The sequence below is a fragment of the Collinsella sp. AM38-1BH genome, assembly GCF_003467545.1.
Classification (GTDB): Bacteria; Actinomycetota; Coriobacteriia; order Coriobacteriales; family Coriobacteriaceae; genus Collinsella.
Map to the genome: position 1 here is coordinate 35279 of NZ_QSHC01000006.1, position 16802 is coordinate 52080.

Sequence of the window (16802 nt, forward strand, 5' to 3'; positions counted from 1 at the left end):
CGCTTTCCGGGGGCTTTTTGCTGTTGCGCGCATCCACGCACATATTCAAAACCTCTCGCACAGATAAAATCAGACTTCCAATTGCCTGACAGCTCTATATGACCCTGTTTTTGGGTACATTGTTGTCCCGATATTGAGCTTGGGGGATGTATGAAAGATGAAACGATGGGCCAAGAGGATGCGGCCCAAGATGCAGAAGCTTGCGCTGAGGCCTTGGAGAGCTTAGACCGGATTTCACTCGATGAGATTGCGTTTGACGATTCGGGCGCTGACGTGCAGGATGAGCCGGAAGCCGAGGCGCAGTCCGATGATCAGGATGCAAAAGACGATGGCGCCGCGCCCACCGAAGACGAGGCAGGTCACGAAGACACCGAAAGCGAGGCCGGCAATCAGCCCGAATCCGACACGGGCGAGGAAACCGTCTTGCTCGACAGCTTGCCGGCCGAGGATTCGCTGACCCGCGAGCTTCCTGGCCTGGGTTCCGCACCAGCCGTGGACGAGACCATCGCCATGGGCGATATTCCCCTGCCGTCCGTTCCCTCGGCACGCGAGGCCGAGGTTCGTCATCGTAAGATGTCGCCCAAGCGCCGCAATCTGATGGTTGCCGGCGCTGTGGCCGTTGCGCTTGTCGCCGGCGGTGCAGGCTATGCTGTCTGGAACGGATATCAGCAAGAGCAGGCTGCCGCTGTCGCCGCCAATGCCCACACGATGATGTCGGTGCAGATTGGCGTACATGCCGCGGGACTCGACTGCTCCACCGGCTCAAAGATCCCCGTGCAGGTGAGTGGCCAGGACTCCGACGGCTCTTCTGTGAGCGAAACGCTCTACGTTGACGAGCACGGCCACGGCATCAAACTGCTGCCCGGCGATTACACGCTCTCCATCGCTGCCTCCCCCATCGCGGCCGACGGCACCATCTATACCGTCCCGACCACCAAGACGCAGGTCACCGTTAAGAGCGATGGACAGGATTTAAGCGCCCAGGCTGCCTTTAAACTCAAGGTGCCTTCGGCCGACACGGTAACCAACGACCAGATCGACGCCGCCGCCAAATATGCCGAGGAGGGAGGCGCGAGCTCCGCCGCCACCGCCAAGGTGCTCCAGCAGGCGGCAACTGCGCGTCGCAATGCCGCCGTCAATGCCGTGAGCGCGCAAAAGGCACAGGCGGCCCGTGATGCCGACGCCCGTCACAAGGCAACCGACCTTTACCAGCTCGATATCCCCGTCGAGTGGTACGGCAAGGTCGAGACTTGGCAGAATGGCAGCACGCTATGCATCTATCTTGCCGGCGACAGTGATACGCCGATCGTGACGCTCGTCGCGGTGCACGAGGGCGAGAGCTTTACGCCCGATGAGGGCGATACGGTTTTGGGTGCGGCCAATCTAGGCAACGGTTATACCGTCTACGCCAGCGGCCCCGTTTATCCGTATGTGGTGCCCCAGACCATCAACGGGCGCACGCAGAACCCCGTGTCGACCTATCCCATGAACACGGCCATTGAGCTTGTCGAGCTCACGACCGGCAACCGCTACACCTACAGCCAAATCAAGAACGTGCTGGTCGGCAAAGACGGCAAGGCGGACGCTGCCACCAAGCTCGAATGCGACCATCTCGCCCAGATTCTCCTACCAAGCATCAAGGCCCAGGACTAGCCGGGCGCATCATGGTACTCCCCAACCGTGATGAGGGGGCCAGGAGGTCCTGGCCCCACAGGTCCGTAGATGATTAGGCAAGGAGCCACTTCCATGCGGGCACAGCGTGTACCACACCGTGTTCACATGGAATATCGGCCTGTCCATCCATAGTAACGATTACCGACTCGCCAAGATCAAACTGGGCCATCGAGGCATCGAGGGCGGCAATTTCGCGTTCGCGCGTTTTCTCGCTTGCCATATCCACACTCACCTGAGTCAGGCTATAAGCCTGCATGAGAAGTGCATCCCCAGCCACAAAGTCAACCTCATGGCTTTTATTCTTCTCCTTGACCAATAGGCGACAGACCGAACCGACCCGCACCGCAGGAGTCCTTCTTCTGAGCGCATTGAACACCGCAGTCTCGAGCCTCTGGCCCTGGTCCAATGCCGATGCGGGAGAGAATGCTCCGAACATCGCAGGATCGACAGCGTAGACTTTAGACGCAGACCGCGTATTATTTGCCAGTGAACGCGTGAACTCCGGCACGGAGAACAGCAGGTAGGCATCCTCATAATACTCAAGTAAGTCGCTGAGCGAATTACGACTGACGGGTATCTGCCTGCTCTTGAACTCGTTGTACACTTTGTTCACTGACAGCTCTCGTCCCGAAGATGCCATGCACCGCGCCAGAAACAGCGAGGCCAAACGGGGGTTCTTGACGTCGTAACGCTCAATGACGTCCATAGCGACCGTTCGCGAAGCATATTCCTGTAGCAGCTGAATCGCGTCTGCGGGCGTTTGCTCAAGCGTCGCGATGAATCCCCCTCGTTCAAGATATCCGATCAGATGATGTCGAAGCAGCGCTGCATCGCTTGGGGAAAAGGTCGCATCTGGCTCGAAAACGCTCCCCGTCTTATATCGAACGTATTCAGAAAAACTCAACGGAAAAAGCTCTCGTATAAGAGAACGACCCCTGAACTCGCTCTTAAGTTCTGAGGACAGCATCTTAGAAGAAGATCCCGTCACATAGACGGTCGCTTTCTCCGTATCGACTACACGCCGCAGAAACGCACCCCATTCGGGAATTTCCTGGATCTCGTCAAAGAAAATGTAAGCGCCCTCGGTTCGAGCAGCAGGATGCAGCGCATAGAACGTGTCGAGCACGTCCGCCAGCAGCGATGGCTCATACGGGCGCAAGCGCTCGTCCTCAAAATTAAAGTAAAGCATCCGGTCAAGCTCGACGCCCCGGCCCCGAAGCCGCTGCATCTCCTGATACAGGCGATACGTCTTTCCACAACGGCGGGCCCCCACAACCACATTTACGATGTTGTCGCGCTTTGGCTCCTGTGAGTTTCCCAGATCAAGATCTCGCTCAAAGACCTGCGGAACTCCCTGCTGTTCAAAGTCCTTTATTTTCTGGGCGATCAAGTTGTTGAATGCCACGATTCTCCAATCTTGCTCTCTAGCTAATCAAGATTATAACGATTCTTGATTAATTAGAGATCAAGATTATGTCTGACTTGATTAACACTTAAGCAAGTTTTTTCACTATTACTGCTCGAAGGATGCCGAGTGGCTGAGAGGGCAACCAAGCTCGAATGCGACTCCCTGGACAGTCGATTTGGGACGGGACTTTTTTGACTACCCCGTCCCAGGAAATCATCGCCAAATTAGCTACTTGATGCAACTAGCGCCAGGGGTCGGCTTCGAACAGCGGCTCGCGCTCGGGGCGGCGATCGCTGTAGGGATCGTAGCCGTCATCGTCCTCGTTCTCGGCACGGATGTAGGGGTCGCGCGGCTTGGGCGCCGGCTTAGGCACAGGCTTGGGTGCGGCGGGTGCGGCATCGGTCGCCGGCGCGCTTGTCTTGATCTCGTCTTTCATCTGCATAGCTCCTCGCATCGCATCCGTTCAATATCATCGATTGTCGCACGAAAAAGGGCGGCGGACCCAATTGGATCCGCCGCCCTTGGCGTTTAGAGACGGCTGGTAGATTTTAAGGCATGGCCCAAAACCTACTCGGCGTCGGGGACCTCGTAGGTGGCCGCCGGCGTGTTGTCGCACACGACGGTAAAGCCGCCGTCCTTGTCGGCATCGACCGTCACCTGATCGCCCTCGCGCACCGTGCCGTCGATGATAGCGGCGGCGATGGCATCCACGACCTCGCGCTGAACCAGGCGCTTGAGCGGACGGGCACCGAACACGGGGTCCAGGCCACCCACGGCGAGCATCTGCTTGGCCGCCGGGGTGATGGCAAGCGTCATGCGCTCCTTGGCCAGGCGTGCGCGAACGTCGGCAAGCTGGATGTCGACAATCTTCTCGATCTGCGCCATGCCGAGCGGATGGAACACCACGATATCGTCGATACGGTTGAGGAACTCGGGGCGGAAGGTCTGAGCCATGGCGGCGTCGACCTGATGGCGCATCTCCTCCTCGTCCTTACCGGACAGATCGGCGATGGCCTTGGAGCCCACGTTGGACGTCATGATGATAATCGTGTTCTTGAAGGACACCTGGCGACCCTGGCCATCGGTCAGACGGCCGTCGTCGAGCACCTGCAGCAGCACGTTGAAGACATCAGGATGAGCCTTCTCCATCTCGTCGAGCAAGATCACGGAGTACGGACGACGGCGCACGGCCTCAGTGAGCTGGCCGCCCTCGTCGTAACCCACGTATCCTGGGGGCGCACCGATCAGACGCTGGACGCTGAACTTCTCCATGTACTCGGACATGTCGATACGCACGAGCGCGCGCTCGTCGTCGAACAGGCACTCGGCAAGTGCCTTGGCGAGCTCGGTCTTGCCCACGCCGGTGGGGCCCAGGAAGAAGAAGCTGCCGATGGGCTTGTCCGGATCGGAGAGGCCCGCACGGCTGCGGCGCACAGCCGCGGCGACGGCGGAGACGGCCTCGTCCTGGCCGATGACGCGCTTATGCAGCTCACCCTCCAGGCCCTTCAGCTTGTCGAGCTCGCCCTGCATCATCTTGGACACGGGCACGCCGGTCCAGGCACTCACGACCTCGGCGATCTCATCGGAGGTCACCTGCTCGTTGAGACCCTCGCCGTCCTTCTGCTTTTGTGCCTCGAGCGCAGCCTCGGAATCCTGAATCTGCTGCTGCAGACCCGGAATCACGGAGTAGCGCAGCTCGGACGCACGGCCCAGGTCGCCGTTGCGCGTCGCGCGCTCCTCTTCGCTTCTGGCCTCGTCGAGCTGTCCCTTAAGCTCCTGCACGTGGTCGATGGCGTTCTTCTGGTTGAGCCAGCCGGCCTTTTGCACGTTGAGCTTTTCTTGGACCTCGGCGATCTCTTGGCGCAGGGCCTCCAGACGCTCCTTGGAGGCGTCGTCGGTCTCCTTCATGAGCGCCTGCTCCTCGATCTGCAGCTGGGTGAGCTGACGCGTGGTGGCGTCAATCTCGACCGGCATGCTGTCGAGTTCCATGCGCAGGCGGCTTGCGGCCTCATCGACCAGGTCGATGGCCTTGTCGGGCAGAAAGCGGTCGGCGATATAGCGATCGGAGAGGTCAGCAGCGGCCACGAGCGCGCTATCGGTGATGTGCACACCGTGGAAGATCTCGTACTTCTCCTTGAGGCCACGCAGGATCGAGATGGTGTCCTCGACGGTAGGCTCGCTCACCATAACGGTCTGGAAACGACGGGCGAGCGCCGCGTCCTTCTCGATGTACTTGCGATACTCGTCGAGCGTGGTCGCGCCGATCGCGTGCAAGTCGCCACGGGCAAGCGCCGGCTTGAGGATGTTGCCGGCGTCCATGGAGCCCTCGGTGGCACCAGCGCCCACGATGGTGTGGAGCTCATCGATGAACAGGATGACCTTGCCTTCGGACTTCTGTACCTCCTTGAGCACAGCCTTCAAGCGGTCCTCGAACTCGCCGCGGTACTTAGCGCCGGCGACCAGCGCGCTCATGTCGAGCTCGATAAGGTCGCGGTCGCGCAGGGTACTCGGCACGTCGCCGGCCACGATACGCTGGGCGATGCCCTCGACGATGGCCGTCTTGCCGACACCCGGCTCGCCGATGAGCACGGGGTTGTTCTTGGTGCGGCGGGACAGGACCTGAATGGTGCGACGGATCTCGTCGGTACGGCCAATGACCGGGTCGAGCTTGCCGGCGCGGGCAAGGTCGCAGATATTGCGGCCGTACTGTTCCAGCGCCTCAAACTGGGTCTTGTCCTCGGCGGACGTCACGCGGTCATCGCCGCGCAGCTCCTCGTAGACCTGCTCGATGCGCTCCTTGGTGACGCCGGCGTCGCGCAGCACACGGCCCGCCTCGCCCTTGTCCTCGGCAAGCGCCATCAGCAGATGCTCGGTCACCACAAAGCTGTCGCCCATCTTGGTGGCCTTCTTCTCGGCCTTCTCGATGACGCGGACGAGCTCGTTGGACAGGCCCATCTGCTGACCCTCGCCCGAAACCTTGGGCGCGCGGTCGACGGCATCCTGCGTGGAGCGTGCGAGCTGGGCCGGATCAGCGCCGATGCGCTCGATGATCACGGAGATATTGCGCTCGCCGGCACCGAGCAGGGCAGACAGCAGGTGAATCGGCTCCACCGCGCCGGCCTGCGCATCGGCAGCCGTGCTCATGGCGGTCTGCAACGCCTCGCGCGACGTCATTGCTAGCTTATCGATTCTCATGGAATCACCTCTCTTGGGGCGGCCGCCCTACGGGGCGGCTTCACGTTGTTCGAGAAGTATTGTTGCCAGCTTTGTGCGATCTTATACATAAATCTAAGTCTCTATATATAAGATTTTCTGAGTGTTCCCACGACATGCAAACCACCACAAAGGGGACAGACACCTTTGTGGTGGTCGCGGTCTCTACTCCTTCGCCGGACCCGTACTTCCCGATTCGACGGTCCAGGGCATCTCATCCTCGAACAGCCATGTACGGGCAGACCCACTATCGCGTGCAGCCTGCGGGTCAGGCAAGCAGGTCTGTTTATAGGCATCTTGGATACACTGGCCCATAAAATCGTTGAGCTCGGTCTGGTCGCCCTCCATGACATAGGCGACATCGCCGTCCATGATGTAGATGCCCGGACCCTCATTGTCCTCGTAGCCCGGATCGTACGAGACATCACATAACTTTGCGCCGTTTGCAGTGTCCAGCTCGATGGAAGAGTGGCATCCGCCAACCATGTCGTTCGCTTTTGCCCGATAGGACGCATATCCATACCAGCGCTTAAAGATTTTGCCCTTGAGCAGCTCGGACGCCCTGTCGATCAGACCAGAATCCGTGGTATAGCGCATAGCCCCAAGCTGAATGCGTGGATAATTACTAATGCCCAGCGCAGCCGGTTGCTCATCAAAATCAACGGTAATGGTCTCAGGCTTGTCGTCGCCGGTCAGAAGTTCGACAGATTGAGTCACAGGCTTGACCACCGGCTCCGTCACCGCAGCAGGTAGAAATGCCATACCGACAGCGCCCGCGCCAACCACAGCGATCGCAAGCGCCAAGACAATCAATCCAATACGGGCAGGACTTCTCACAGCAAAGCACCTCACAATGCAAACCCGCGCCATTTGTCCTAATGATACCGCCGGCTAACACTATCACCAAAAGAAGCCGCGCGCTCCCCACCACCACAAAGGGGACAGGCACCTTTGTGGTGGTTTTCGACGCTAACGGTCGACCATCTCACGCCATGAGATTAAACTTGAATTGTTCTCTGAACATATCCATTTCTGCCTATCCTCAACAGCTCTTTGTCTCGAGGAGCGCATATGAAGCCGTCTCATTCCACCGGTCGCAACGTCATCGCCATTCTCGCCATACCCATCGTGATGCTCTTCCTTATCGTCATCACGCCCTTTTCTTTTGGTATCGCCTCGCCCTTCGATCTTTGCGGGATGATCGACGCCGGCTCGCGTGCCACCTCGCTCTCCTTTGTCTGCCGTGGCGTGTTCTACGAATATGCAATTCCCACCGGAAGTTGGCAGTCCAAGTTACCGTTGCTCGGCAAGGTCGACGGATGCTCTCCTTATTTCTGCCTCGAACCTCAGACAATGAATTATCTGATCGACGACCAGCCCCTTGACTCCATCACCCTCGCCTACGACTACGCACCAAACACCGATGAGCGCCACATGAACCAAGTCCTCGACAAGCTGCTTGGACAGTGCGGGCTCACCGCGGAAGCCGGTCGAACCATCTATAGCAACCAGAAATTAAAGCGAACAGAACTCCGCCGTGTCGGAAAAATCAAAGGGCGAAACGGGGCCGCCTACTGGGATGCCTGGGCAACACGCGACAAGGGCGAATTCGGACACAGCACCTATATGGTCACTGTCTACACCAAAGACGGAATTAAGGACAATGTTGACGATTTCGCGTCATCCAAACTCGGCATCCCCAAAACAACCAAACCCGCCAGCCCAGATGAAATTCTGTAGAGGTGCCCATTAACATGCCGCTCAACGATCACAACAACATCGAGCTCGTCCCCACCGCCACAAAGGTGCCTGTCCCCTTTGTGGCGGTTTTCGACAAAAAGAAGCCGCCCCGATAACAGAGGCGGCATCAAGCAAGCCTATTTATTAGCGTCCCTCAAGACCCAACGAAAACGCAGCGATGGAATCGAGAACCGACAATAGCCCGTTCGCACAGATAGAGGCGGAGATTCAAGGTCAGAGTCCGGCTTAAACGGCTTAGCTATCGCACGTCACAACGTTCTCGTCGTCCTCCCTATCGTATTTATAGTGCTTACTGTGAAAATAGTGAGTTTAGTGAGAATAGTATCGCTCAAGACTCGTGAACTGAATTATTGACCTCTCGCCCAGAATGAGTGGGGCAAATATTCCTATTAGAGGTCAAATCGAAGCCCAATAGGGCCTTTTCGCCCCGTCATTTCGACCGATCGCTTTCTTTTGAATATTGTCGTAAGCTGGTATCACTTATCTTAATGAATGCATACTGTTTGCGAGGTACCCGCCGTGAAACGCTCCACCTATATCGGCCTGCTCGTCTTAGCGTTTGCGATTACCGCAGTCGGCGTAGGAATTATCTATCTCGCATTTCTCCCTGCCTCGGCAACGCAGGCGGCGGTTGAAACCGTAAGCTACCCCATCGAAATCCTCACCGATATCGTCAAACCCGATTCGATCACCGTCGATTTCGACGGTACGCCCGCAGCGCTTGGGGTCAGTAACTATCCCCGAATCGAACTTGGAGCCACGCGCTATACCCAAGATGAGCAGCTTATCGGTAAGGCAACCAGTTTACTCAAAGGCAAGACGTTTAAGCGGTGGTACGGCGCCGCAACATATCGAGCCAAGAACGGCCAAATGGTTGGCGGGTATCATTCGACCCTTGAGCTCGATGCGGCAAACGGGAGCAAATTGTGCAACGTCTCATACGACCCCGGCTGCGTGGACAATGAAGGACCGGGGGTCTATATCTCGGATGGCGACGTAATCTACGTCATGGAGGGCGACCAGACGGCAGTCGTCGATTTTATGGATCGGTGTACCGAGGATGCCTACGAACAAACCTGCGAGCCCGATCCGCAGACAGCGCGCAACAGTGGCTCGGCACGCACTTGGCTATTTGACGATGAAATAACCTGGACCCCATCGAAATAAGGACCCGCCGGGCAGGCACCTTTGTGGTGGTTTCGGCTCCGATGTTCCACTGTCTCGATCTGTAACATCTAGCGGCCCTTTTCGATCCTAGATGTTACAGATTGAGATGAAATGATCGGCGGCGATCGTTTGTCTCAATCTGTAACAACCGCTCGTCAAATAGGGGCCCAGATGTTACAGGTCGAGACAAACGGAACCACCGCAAAGGCGCCTACCCCTTCATGGTGGTTTTCGACAAAAGAAGCCGCCCCGATAACAGAGGCGGCATCAAGCAAGTCTATTTATTAGCGTCCCTCAAGACCCAACGAGAACGCAGAAATGTAGCCCGGGGCTTACCCTTTCCCGAACGCGACCCTCGCGAAGCGCGTGAGCGGGCGGGAAAGGGTAAGCCCCGGGCGGACAATTAAGTGCGTTACTCGGCAGCGGCCTTGAACTTGTTGTAGTTGATCAGGCAGCCGGCCTTGACGATGGCACGCTCCTCTGCCGTCATATCGGCAATGTAGAGCTCAATCTGCTCGACCGCACCGTCGGCGCGCACCACGTAGGCGGCGATGTCCTTTAGGTCACCGTCGAGCGCGGCACGGATACCCGGCACAAAGACATAGTCGCCCACCTCAAAGCTGGGCTCGGCCTCCATCTGGAAGGGCACCATACCCCAGTTCATCACGTTGGAGCGATAGCGCTTGGTGGCGTACTCGTGGACGATGTTGGCCAGACCGCCGATCACGCGCTGACAGCTCGCGGCCTGCTCGCGGGCGGAACCGTCACCGGGCTTCTTGGCATAGAGCATGGAGCCGTACTCAGTCGCCTTGGCATCGGCCGCGACACCCGCGCCGACCAGCGCCTCAAACACGCCCGCAAGCTCGGCATCGAGTGCCGCCAGATCGCCTGCTGCCTCGCCGGCAACGCGGCGCTTCTCCACGGCGTCGACCTCCTTGGAGCGACCCACGTAGGCCGGATCGCGACGGCTGAGCGTAAACTCGGCCAGGCCCAGCGGGTTGGAGCGGAAGGAGCTCGTCTCGCCCGAAGGAATGAGCTCGTCGGTCGTGGTGACCGGATCCATGATCTTGGAGCACACCTTGAGCAGGATATCGTCGCCGAGCGGCTCCATCGCGGGCCACGGCTTGATGTTGGGACCCTCGACCAGCTCGTCGGCAGGCTCCGCCTTGCCAAAGCCCCAGTACACGCGCTTTTTGTACGGCGCGTCGTCAAAGGTGTACTCGCAGGCCTCGTCCCAAGTCTCCTCGGGCAGGTCGGTCGCCGGCGTCAGGACGCCGCCGTTGGCAGCCGTCGCCGCAATGGAGCGGGCGTCCATCAGGGCCACGGCGCTCAGCTGGCCATTGCCCGGCTTGGAACCCTCGCGGTTGGGGAAGTTGCGCGTAGTGTGGCGGATCGAAAGGCCGTTGTTGGCGGGCGTGTCGCCGGCGCCGAAGCACGGGCCGCAGAACGCCGTGCGCACGATCGCGCCGGCCTCCATGAGGTCGTAGATGTAGCCGCGGCGTGTAAGCTCGAGTGCCACGGGCTGGCTCGTGGGATAGACCGACAGCGAGAACTCGCCGCAGCCGGTGTTGGCGCCCTTGAGCACGCGGGCAGCCTGGACCACGGAGTCGTAGTTGCCGCCCGAGCAGCCGGCGATAACGCCCTGCTGCACGTGCAGCTTGCCGTCGACGATCTTGTCGAGCAGGCTAAAGTGCGTCTTGCCCTCGCCGATCTTGGCGGCCTCGAGCTCCACCTCGTGCAGGATGTCCTCGAGGTTCTCGTTGAGCTCGTCAATCTCAAAGCCGTTGGAAGGATGGAACGGCAGCGCGATCATGGGCTTGATGCTCGACAGATCGACCTCGACGCAGCCGTCGTAGTAGGCGACATCGGCGGGCTTGAGCTCGCGGTAGTCGTCGCCGCGGCCGTGCATGGCCAAAAACGCGTGTGTGTCCTCGTCGGTGGCCCAGATGGAGGAAAGGCAGGTGGTCTCGGTGGTCATGACGTCGACGCCGTTGCGATAGTCAGTCGTCATGCTCGCGATGCCGGGGCCCACGAACTCCATGACCTTGTTCTTGACGTAGCCCTTGGCAAAGACGGCGCGGATGATGGCGAGCGCCACATCGTGCGGGCCGACGCCGGGGCGCGGAGCGCCCGTGAGGTAGATGGCGACGACGCCGGGATAGGCGACATCGTAGGTGTCGCGCAGCAGCTGCTTTGCCAGCTCGCCGCCGCCCTCGCCCACGGCCATGGTGCCCAGGGCGCCGTAGCGGGTGTGCGAGTCGGAGCCCAAGATCATCTTGCCGCAGCCGGCGAAGTTCTCACGCATAAAGGAGTGGATGACCGCAATATGGGGCGGAACGAAGATGCCGCCGTACTTCTTAGCAGCGGAAAGGCCAAAGACGTGGTCGTCCTCGTTGATGGTGCCGCCCACGGCGCACAGCGAGTTATGGCAGTTGGTGAGCACGTAGGGCAGCGGGAACTGCTCCATGCCCGAGGCACGCGCCGTTTGGATGATGCCGACAAAGGTGATGTCGTGGCTCGCCATGGCGTCGAAGCGGATCTTGAGCGCCTCGGGATCTCCGGACGTATTGTGTGCCTGGAGGATCGAATACGCGATGGTGCCACGCTTGGCATCCTCGGGCGTCTGCGTAATACCGCGCTCGGCAGCCTCGGCCGCAGGCACAACCTCGCTGCCGCCGCGCAGGTAGATGCCGTCCTCGTACAGCTTGACCATACTGTCTCCCACTCTGCCCGAAAGGCTCGGGCGCATAGCATACATTCATTCAATATCGTGCCATAGAACAGTTGCGAGTGGGTTGCGAATCTGCACGTTCACTTTATCTCGGTAAAGTAAAGGACGAGCCCCTTGCATCACTCTCCTAACAAGGAGTGTCCCAAAGTGCCGGCACAAAAGGAACGTCCCCAAGTGCCAAATGCCGCAAGAATGTCCCCTTTGACTAGTCATTTAAGAACGTCCCCAATGACTACCCTGCCGTATCCGGAGCAAGGCAACGCCGCAGGTAGAGGACGGACAGCGAGCGACGTCCAGAGCGAACAAGTTGGCATGAAAAAGGCAAGGCATAGACCTTCTGGTCATGCCTTGCCTTTTGAATGACAAATTGTCGCTCTGGACGTCGAGCAGCGTCGGCCCGTTACGCGGTTTGGTAAAACCGCGTAACTACAAATCCCCGCCGGCGCCCAGCAGCTTGCGCATGACTTGCTCGGGGTTAACTGAGCCGTCGCGCGGGGCCAGGGCGGTGATCTTCTTTTGCATCTTGTACTCGTGCAGCTCGTCCTCGAGCTGGCGTACGCGGGCGCGGAGCTTCTCGTTCTCGCGTTCGCGCTCCTCGGCACGCTCCTTCATATCGAGGATGCGCACCACGCCGGCGAGGTTGATGCCCTCGTCGGTCAGTTGGTTGATGAGCTCCAGGCGCTCGATATCGGCACGCGAATACAGACGCGTGTTGCCGCCCGAGCGCTGGGGATTCACCAAGCCTTTGGACTCGTAGACGCGCAGAGTCTGCGGGTGCATGCCGGTCAGCTCGGCCGCCACGCTGATCATGTACAGCGGTTTGTTCCTATTGTCCTCGGCCATGCTACCTGACCCCTTTCCGTCTCGTTATCGTCCATCATAAGCCCGTGGGCGCGGGCGTGCGCCGCGACCGCCCTAGTACGTCGCCTTGTAACGGTTGACCTTCTCGCGATAGTCGCGTGTGTCGGTCTCGCGCAGCTTGGTCATGGCATCGCGCTCGTCATCGGATAGGTTCGTGGGGACCTGCACCTTGATCTCGACGAGCAGCGCGCCTGTGCGGCCACGGTGCTTAACGTCGGGCGCCCCCATTTCCTTAAAGCGGAACTTCTTGCCCGTCTGGGTACCCGCGGGCACCTTCAGACGAACCGTCGCACCGCCGGGCGTCGGCACGTCCACCGTGCAGCCGAGCGCCGCCTCGTAGACCGAGACCGGTACCTCCATGGTCACGTCGGCACCTTTGCGCTTAAACAGCGGGTGCTCCTCCACATGCGTGGTCACGACCAGGTCGCCGCGCTCGCCACCCGCAACGCCATACTCGCCGCGACGCTTGTAGCGCAGCTTGCCGCCGTCGACCGCACCCGCAGGCACCGAGACCGTAATGGTCTGCTGCTCACCTGTCGAGGGAATGCGATAGGTGACCTTGTGCGTCACACCGCGAAACGCGTCCTCGGCCGTCACATCGACGGTCAGCGACAGGTCGCCGCCCTTGCGAGCACGGCTGCGGCCAGCGCCGGCACCGGCAGCGCCCGCAGCCCCGGCAAAGCCCGAGCCCCAATCGCTGCCCCAGGCGCCGTTGCCGCTAAAGATGCTGTCGAAGATGTCGCCCCAGCCGCTGGCACCCGCGCCGGCACCGTAGCCGCCGCCATACGCGCCGCCCGCGCCCGGCATACCGCCAAACATGAGCATCTGGTCGTACTCTTTGCGCTTCTTCTCGTCCGAAAGCGTCTCGTAGGCCTCGCTGATCTCCTTGAACTTGGCCTCGTCGCCGCCGGCATCGGGGTGATATTTTTGCGCGAGCTTGCGAAACGCGCTCTTGATCTCTTTGTCGGAGGCGCTCTTGGATACGCCCAGGATGTCATAGAAGGTTTTGCCTGCAGCCATCGTAGCTCCTCTCCTGTTTCATCCGCCGTCCATGCAGACGACGGCCCATGCTTTCATATGGCACTAGGCCAGAAAGGGCCCCGGGTGTTGCCCCGGGGCCCTTCTCAATTACTCCTCGGTGCTCTCGGCCGTATCGGCCGCAGCATCCTCGGGCGCCGCTTCGGGCTCCGGTGCGGGGCGCTTCTCGCCACCGTAGGTCACCGTCACCATCGCGGAACGCAGAATGCGGTCCGCCATGCGGTAGCCCTTCTGGTACACGTCGTTGACGGTCTCGTCGTACTGCGATGCGTCCTCGACGCGGCCCACGGCCTGGTGCTCGAGCGGATCGAACGCCTCGCCCTTGGGGTCGATGGGCTCAACGCCCTCGTGCGCAAACACATCGAGCAGCTTGGCATGCACCGCGTCGACGCCGTCGACGAACTGCTTAAAGTCGTCGGCAAGCTCCTGGCTGCGGGCATGGTCGATCGCACGCTCGATATCGTCGACCACCGGCAGCAGCGCGGTGACGAGCTTCTCGGTCGCGCGCTCGCGCTCGGCGATACGCTCATTGGCGGTGCGGCGACGGAAGTTCTCCCAGTCGGCCTGCAGACGGGCGGTGCGCTCGGTGGCGTCCTTTGCCTTGTCCTCGGCGGCCTTCTGGGCCTCTGCCGCAGCATCGAGCTCGTTGCGCACGTCGGCAAGCTCTTTCTGAGCCTGCTCGAACTTGAGCTTAAAGTCGTTGTCGGCGGCTTCCTCACCGGCGCGGATAGCAGCTTCCACCATCTCGTCCTCGGTCATCGTCGCCTCCTTGTTGGAATCCTCTACCTGGTTCTCGACAGCCTCGGCGGCCGCGGCCTCGTTGGCCTCGGTATCGTCGACGGCCTCTACGGGAATCTTCACGTCCTTCTCCTCAGAGTCAACGGGGGCGGCGCCAGCGGCAGCCGCCTCCGTGCGAGCTTTACGGGCGGACATGATTACTTGTCCTCGTCGTCCACAACCTCGTAGTCGGCGTCGACGACGTCATCGTCGGCAGGCTGGGCGCCGGCGGCACCGTCGGTCTGCTGCTGAGCGTCGGCGTAGACAACCTGAGCCAGCTCGTAGGCCACGGACTGCAGGGACTCGCCAGCGGCCTTGATGGCCTCGACGTCAGAGCCCTCGAGCGCCTTCTTGGCGTCGGCGATAGCGGCCTCGGCCTTGGACTTCACGTCGGCGGAAACCTTGTCACCGAGCTCGTTGAGGGTCTGCTCGGTGGAGTAGCACAGGCTGTCGGTCTGGTTGCGGACCTCGACCTCTTCCTTCTGCTTCTTGTCCTCCTCGGCATGAGCCTCGGCGTCCTTGACCATGCGATCGACTTCGTCGTCGGAAAGCGCGGTGGAGCCGGAGATGGTGATCTGCTGCTCCTTGCCGGTGCCCTTGTCCTTAGCGGAGACCTTGACGATGCCGTTGGCGTCGATGTCGAAGGTGACCTCGATCTGCGGCACGCCGCGGCGGGCAGCCGGGATGCCGGTCAGCTGGAACTTACCGAGCGACTTGTTGTCGCGGGCAAGCTCGCGCTCGCCCTGGAGCACGTTGATCTCGACGCTGGTCTGGTTGTCGGCAGCGGTGGAGTAGACCTCGGTCTTGGAGGTCGGGATCGTGGTGTTGCGGTCGATCATCTTGGTCATGATGCCGCCCATGGTCTCGACGCCCAGCGACAGCGGGGTAACGTCGAGCAGCAGGATGCCCTCGACGTCGCCGGTGAGCACGCCGCCCTGGACGGCAGCGCCGTCGGCAACGACCTCGTCGGGGTTCACGGACATGTTGGGCTGCTTGCCGGTCATCGTCTTGACGAGCTCCTGGACGGCGGGCATACGGGTGGAGCCGCCGACGAGGATGACCTCGGTCAGGTCGGAGAGCTTAAGCTTGGCGTCGCGCAGGGCGTTGGTGACAGGCTGCTTGCAGCGCTCGAGCAGGTCACGGGTGATCTTCTCGAACTCGGCGCGGGTCAGCGTGTAGTTGAGGTGCAGCGGGCCGGACTGGTTCATGGTAATGAACGGCAGGTTGATGGTGGTCTGCTGGGCGGCGGAGAGCTCCTTCTTGGCGTTCTCGGCAGCCTCCTTCAGACGCTGCAGGGCCATGGGGTCCTGACGCAGGTCGACACCGTTCTCCTGCTGGAACTTATCGGCCATCCAGTCGATGACGCGCTGATCCCAGTCGTCGCCGCCCAGGTGGTTGTCGCCCGAGGTGGACAGAACCTCAAACACGCCGTCGGCGAGGTCGAGGATGGAGACGTCGAAGGTGCCGCCGCCCAGGTCGAAGACCAGGATGCGCTGGTCGGTGCCCTGCTTGTCCAGGCCATAGGCAAGAGCAGCAGCGGTCGGCTCGTTGACGATACGCTTGACGTTGAGGCCGGCGATCTTACCGGCGTCCTTGGTGGCCTGACGCTGGGCGTCGTTGAAGTAGGCCGGGACGGTGATGACGGCGTCGGTGACGGTCTCGCCCAGATACTTCTCGGCGTCGGCCTTCATCTTTGCGAGCGTCATAGCGCTCACCTGCTCGGCGGTGTAGTCCTTGCCCTCGATGTCGACGACGGCACGGCCACCCTGGCCCTCCTTGACCTCGTACGGCACGGTCTTGATCTCGGAGGTGCACTCGGAGTACTTGCGGCCCATGAAGCGCTTGATGGAGAACACGGTGTTCTTGGGGTTGGTGACAGCCTGGTTCTTAGCGGCCTTACCCACGACGCGGTCGCCGTCGGCACGGAAGCCCACGACGGACGGGGTGGTGCGGTCGCCCTCGGCGTTCACGATAATGGTCGGAGAACCGCCCTCGAGAACGGCCATTGCGGAGTTAGTAGTACCAAGGTCGATACCAAGAATCTTGCCCATTAGAAATTCCCTCTCTCTTGTGCGTTTGCACCGACTCGGCGGTCTGCCGCGCGGTGTTTCGGCTTGTCTTTCAGGATGTAGTGTATCCCCTTATGGGCCGGAATATACAAAATCTAAGTCA

12 protein-coding genes are annotated in these 16802 nt (G+C 60.5%); 3 read left to right on the forward strand and 9 right to left on the reverse strand.

The window, feature by feature from the left end:
* Positions 1 to 150: 150 nt before the first annotated feature.
* A complete protein-coding gene (locus tag DW870_RS03920; protein ID WP_147349117.1) occupies positions 151 to 1653 on the forward strand; it encodes a hypothetical protein in 1503 nt (500 codons plus the stop codon).
* A 73-nt stretch (positions 1654 to 1726) separates the two neighbouring features.
* Here DW870_RS03920 and DW870_RS03925 read toward each other — a convergent pair whose 3' ends face one another.
* The 4 genes from DW870_RS03925 to DW870_RS03940 form a co-directional block, all read right to left on the reverse strand.
* A complete protein-coding gene (locus DW870_RS03925; RefSeq protein ID WP_117876919.1) occupies positions 1727 to 3079 on the reverse strand; it encodes an ATP-binding protein in 1353 nt (450 codons plus the stop codon).
* 244 nt (positions 3080 to 3323) lie between these two features.
* Positions 3324 to 3518, reverse strand: a complete 195-nt coding sequence (locus DW870_RS03930) for a hypothetical protein (protein WP_226790497.1) — start codon at positions 3516 to 3518, stop codon at positions 3324 to 3326.
* A gap of 131 nt (positions 3519 to 3649) precedes the next feature.
* Positions 3650 to 6277, reverse strand: coding sequence for an ATP-dependent chaperone ClpB (gene clpB, locus DW870_RS03935; RefSeq protein WP_117770270.1), 2628 nt, complete (start codon positions 6275 to 6277; stop codon positions 3650 to 3652).
* 183 nt (positions 6278 to 6460) lie between these two features.
* Entirely contained in the window at positions 6461 to 7132 is a 672-nt protein-coding gene (locus tag DW870_RS03940) for a hypothetical protein (RefSeq protein ID WP_147333364.1), read from the reverse strand.
* Between the two features lie 234 nt (positions 7133 to 7366).
* Here DW870_RS03940 and DW870_RS03945 point away from each other — a divergent pair, with 234 nt between their 5' ends.
* Both DW870_RS03945 and DW870_RS03950 read left to right on the forward strand, forming a co-directional pair.
* Positions 7367 to 8035, forward strand: a complete 669-nt coding sequence (locus DW870_RS03945) for a hypothetical protein (RefSeq protein ID WP_117770268.1) — start codon at positions 7367 to 7369, stop codon at positions 8033 to 8035.
* A 540-nt stretch (positions 8036 to 8575) separates the two neighbouring features.
* Positions 8576 to 9223 carry a hypothetical protein gene (locus DW870_RS03950; RefSeq protein WP_117770267.1) on the forward strand — a complete coding sequence of 216 codons (648 nt, stop codon included), beginning with the start codon at positions 8576 to 8578 and terminating at the stop codon, positions 9221 to 9223.
* Between the two features lie 412 nt (positions 9224 to 9635).
* Here DW870_RS03950 and DW870_RS03955 read toward each other — a convergent pair whose 3' ends face one another.
* The 5 genes from DW870_RS03955 to dnaK form a co-directional block, all read right to left on the reverse strand.
* Positions 9636 to 11936, reverse strand: a complete 2301-nt coding sequence (locus DW870_RS03955) for a hydratase (RefSeq protein ID WP_117876923.1) — start codon at positions 11934 to 11936, stop codon at positions 9636 to 9638.
* 444 nt (positions 11937 to 12380) lie between these two features.
* The gene (locus DW870_RS03960) at positions 12381 to 12797 is read right to left on the reverse strand and encodes a heat shock protein transcriptional repressor HspR (protein WP_006235210.1); all 417 of its coding nucleotides are present in this window, start codon (positions 12795 to 12797) and stop codon (positions 12381 to 12383) included.
* A 72-nt stretch (positions 12798 to 12869) separates the two neighbouring features.
* Positions 12870 to 13835 carry a DnaJ C-terminal domain-containing protein gene (locus DW870_RS03965; RefSeq protein ID WP_117876925.1) on the reverse strand — a complete coding sequence of 322 codons (966 nt, stop codon included), beginning with the start codon at positions 13833 to 13835 and terminating at the stop codon, positions 12870 to 12872.
* A 108-nt stretch (positions 13836 to 13943) separates the two neighbouring features.
* Positions 13944 to 14786, reverse strand: coding sequence for a nucleotide exchange factor GrpE (locus DW870_RS03970; RefSeq protein WP_117876927.1), 843 nt, complete (start codon positions 14784 to 14786; stop codon positions 13944 to 13946).
* Between the two features lie 2 nt (positions 14787 to 14788).
* On the reverse strand, positions 14789 to 16681 hold the full coding sequence (gene dnaK / locus DW870_RS03975; protein WP_006235214.1) for a molecular chaperone DnaK: 1893 nt from the start codon (positions 16679 to 16681) through the stop codon (positions 14789 to 14791).
* Between the last annotated feature and the right edge of the window lie 121 nt (positions 16682 to 16802).

Coding starts and splice junctions, on each gene's coding strand:
- DW870_RS03970 (WP_117876927.1), bottom strand. CDS start 14,786: ATGTCCGCCCGTAAAGCTCGCACGGAGGCGGCTGCCGCTGGCGCCGCC.
- DW870_RS03930 (WP_226790497.1), bottom strand. CDS start 3,518: ATGAAAGACGAGATCAAGACAAGCGCGCCGGCGACCGATGCCGCACCC.
- DW870_RS03955 (WP_117876923.1), bottom strand. CDS start 11,936: ATGGTCAAGCTGTACGAGGACGGCATCTACCTGCGCGGCGGCAGCGAG.
- DW870_RS03920 (WP_147349117.1), top strand. CDS start 151: ATGAAAGATGAAACGATGGGCCAAGAGGATGCGGCCCAAGATGCAGAA.
- DW870_RS03965 (WP_117876925.1), bottom strand. CDS start 13,835: ATGGCTGCAGGCAAAACCTTCTATGACATCCTGGGCGTATCCAAGAGC.
- dnaK (WP_006235214.1), bottom strand. CDS start 16,681: ATGGGCAAGATTCTTGGTATCGACCTTGGTACTACTAACTCCGCAATG.
- clpB (WP_117770270.1), bottom strand. CDS start 6,277: ATGAGAATCGATAAGCTAGCAATGACGTCGCGCGAGGCGTTGCAGACC.
- DW870_RS03960 (WP_006235210.1), bottom strand. CDS start 12,797: ATGGCCGAGGACAATAGGAACAAACCGCTGTACATGATCAGCGTGGCG.
- DW870_RS03945 (WP_117770268.1), top strand. CDS start 7,367: ATGAAGCCGTCTCATTCCACCGGTCGCAACGTCATCGCCATTCTCGCC.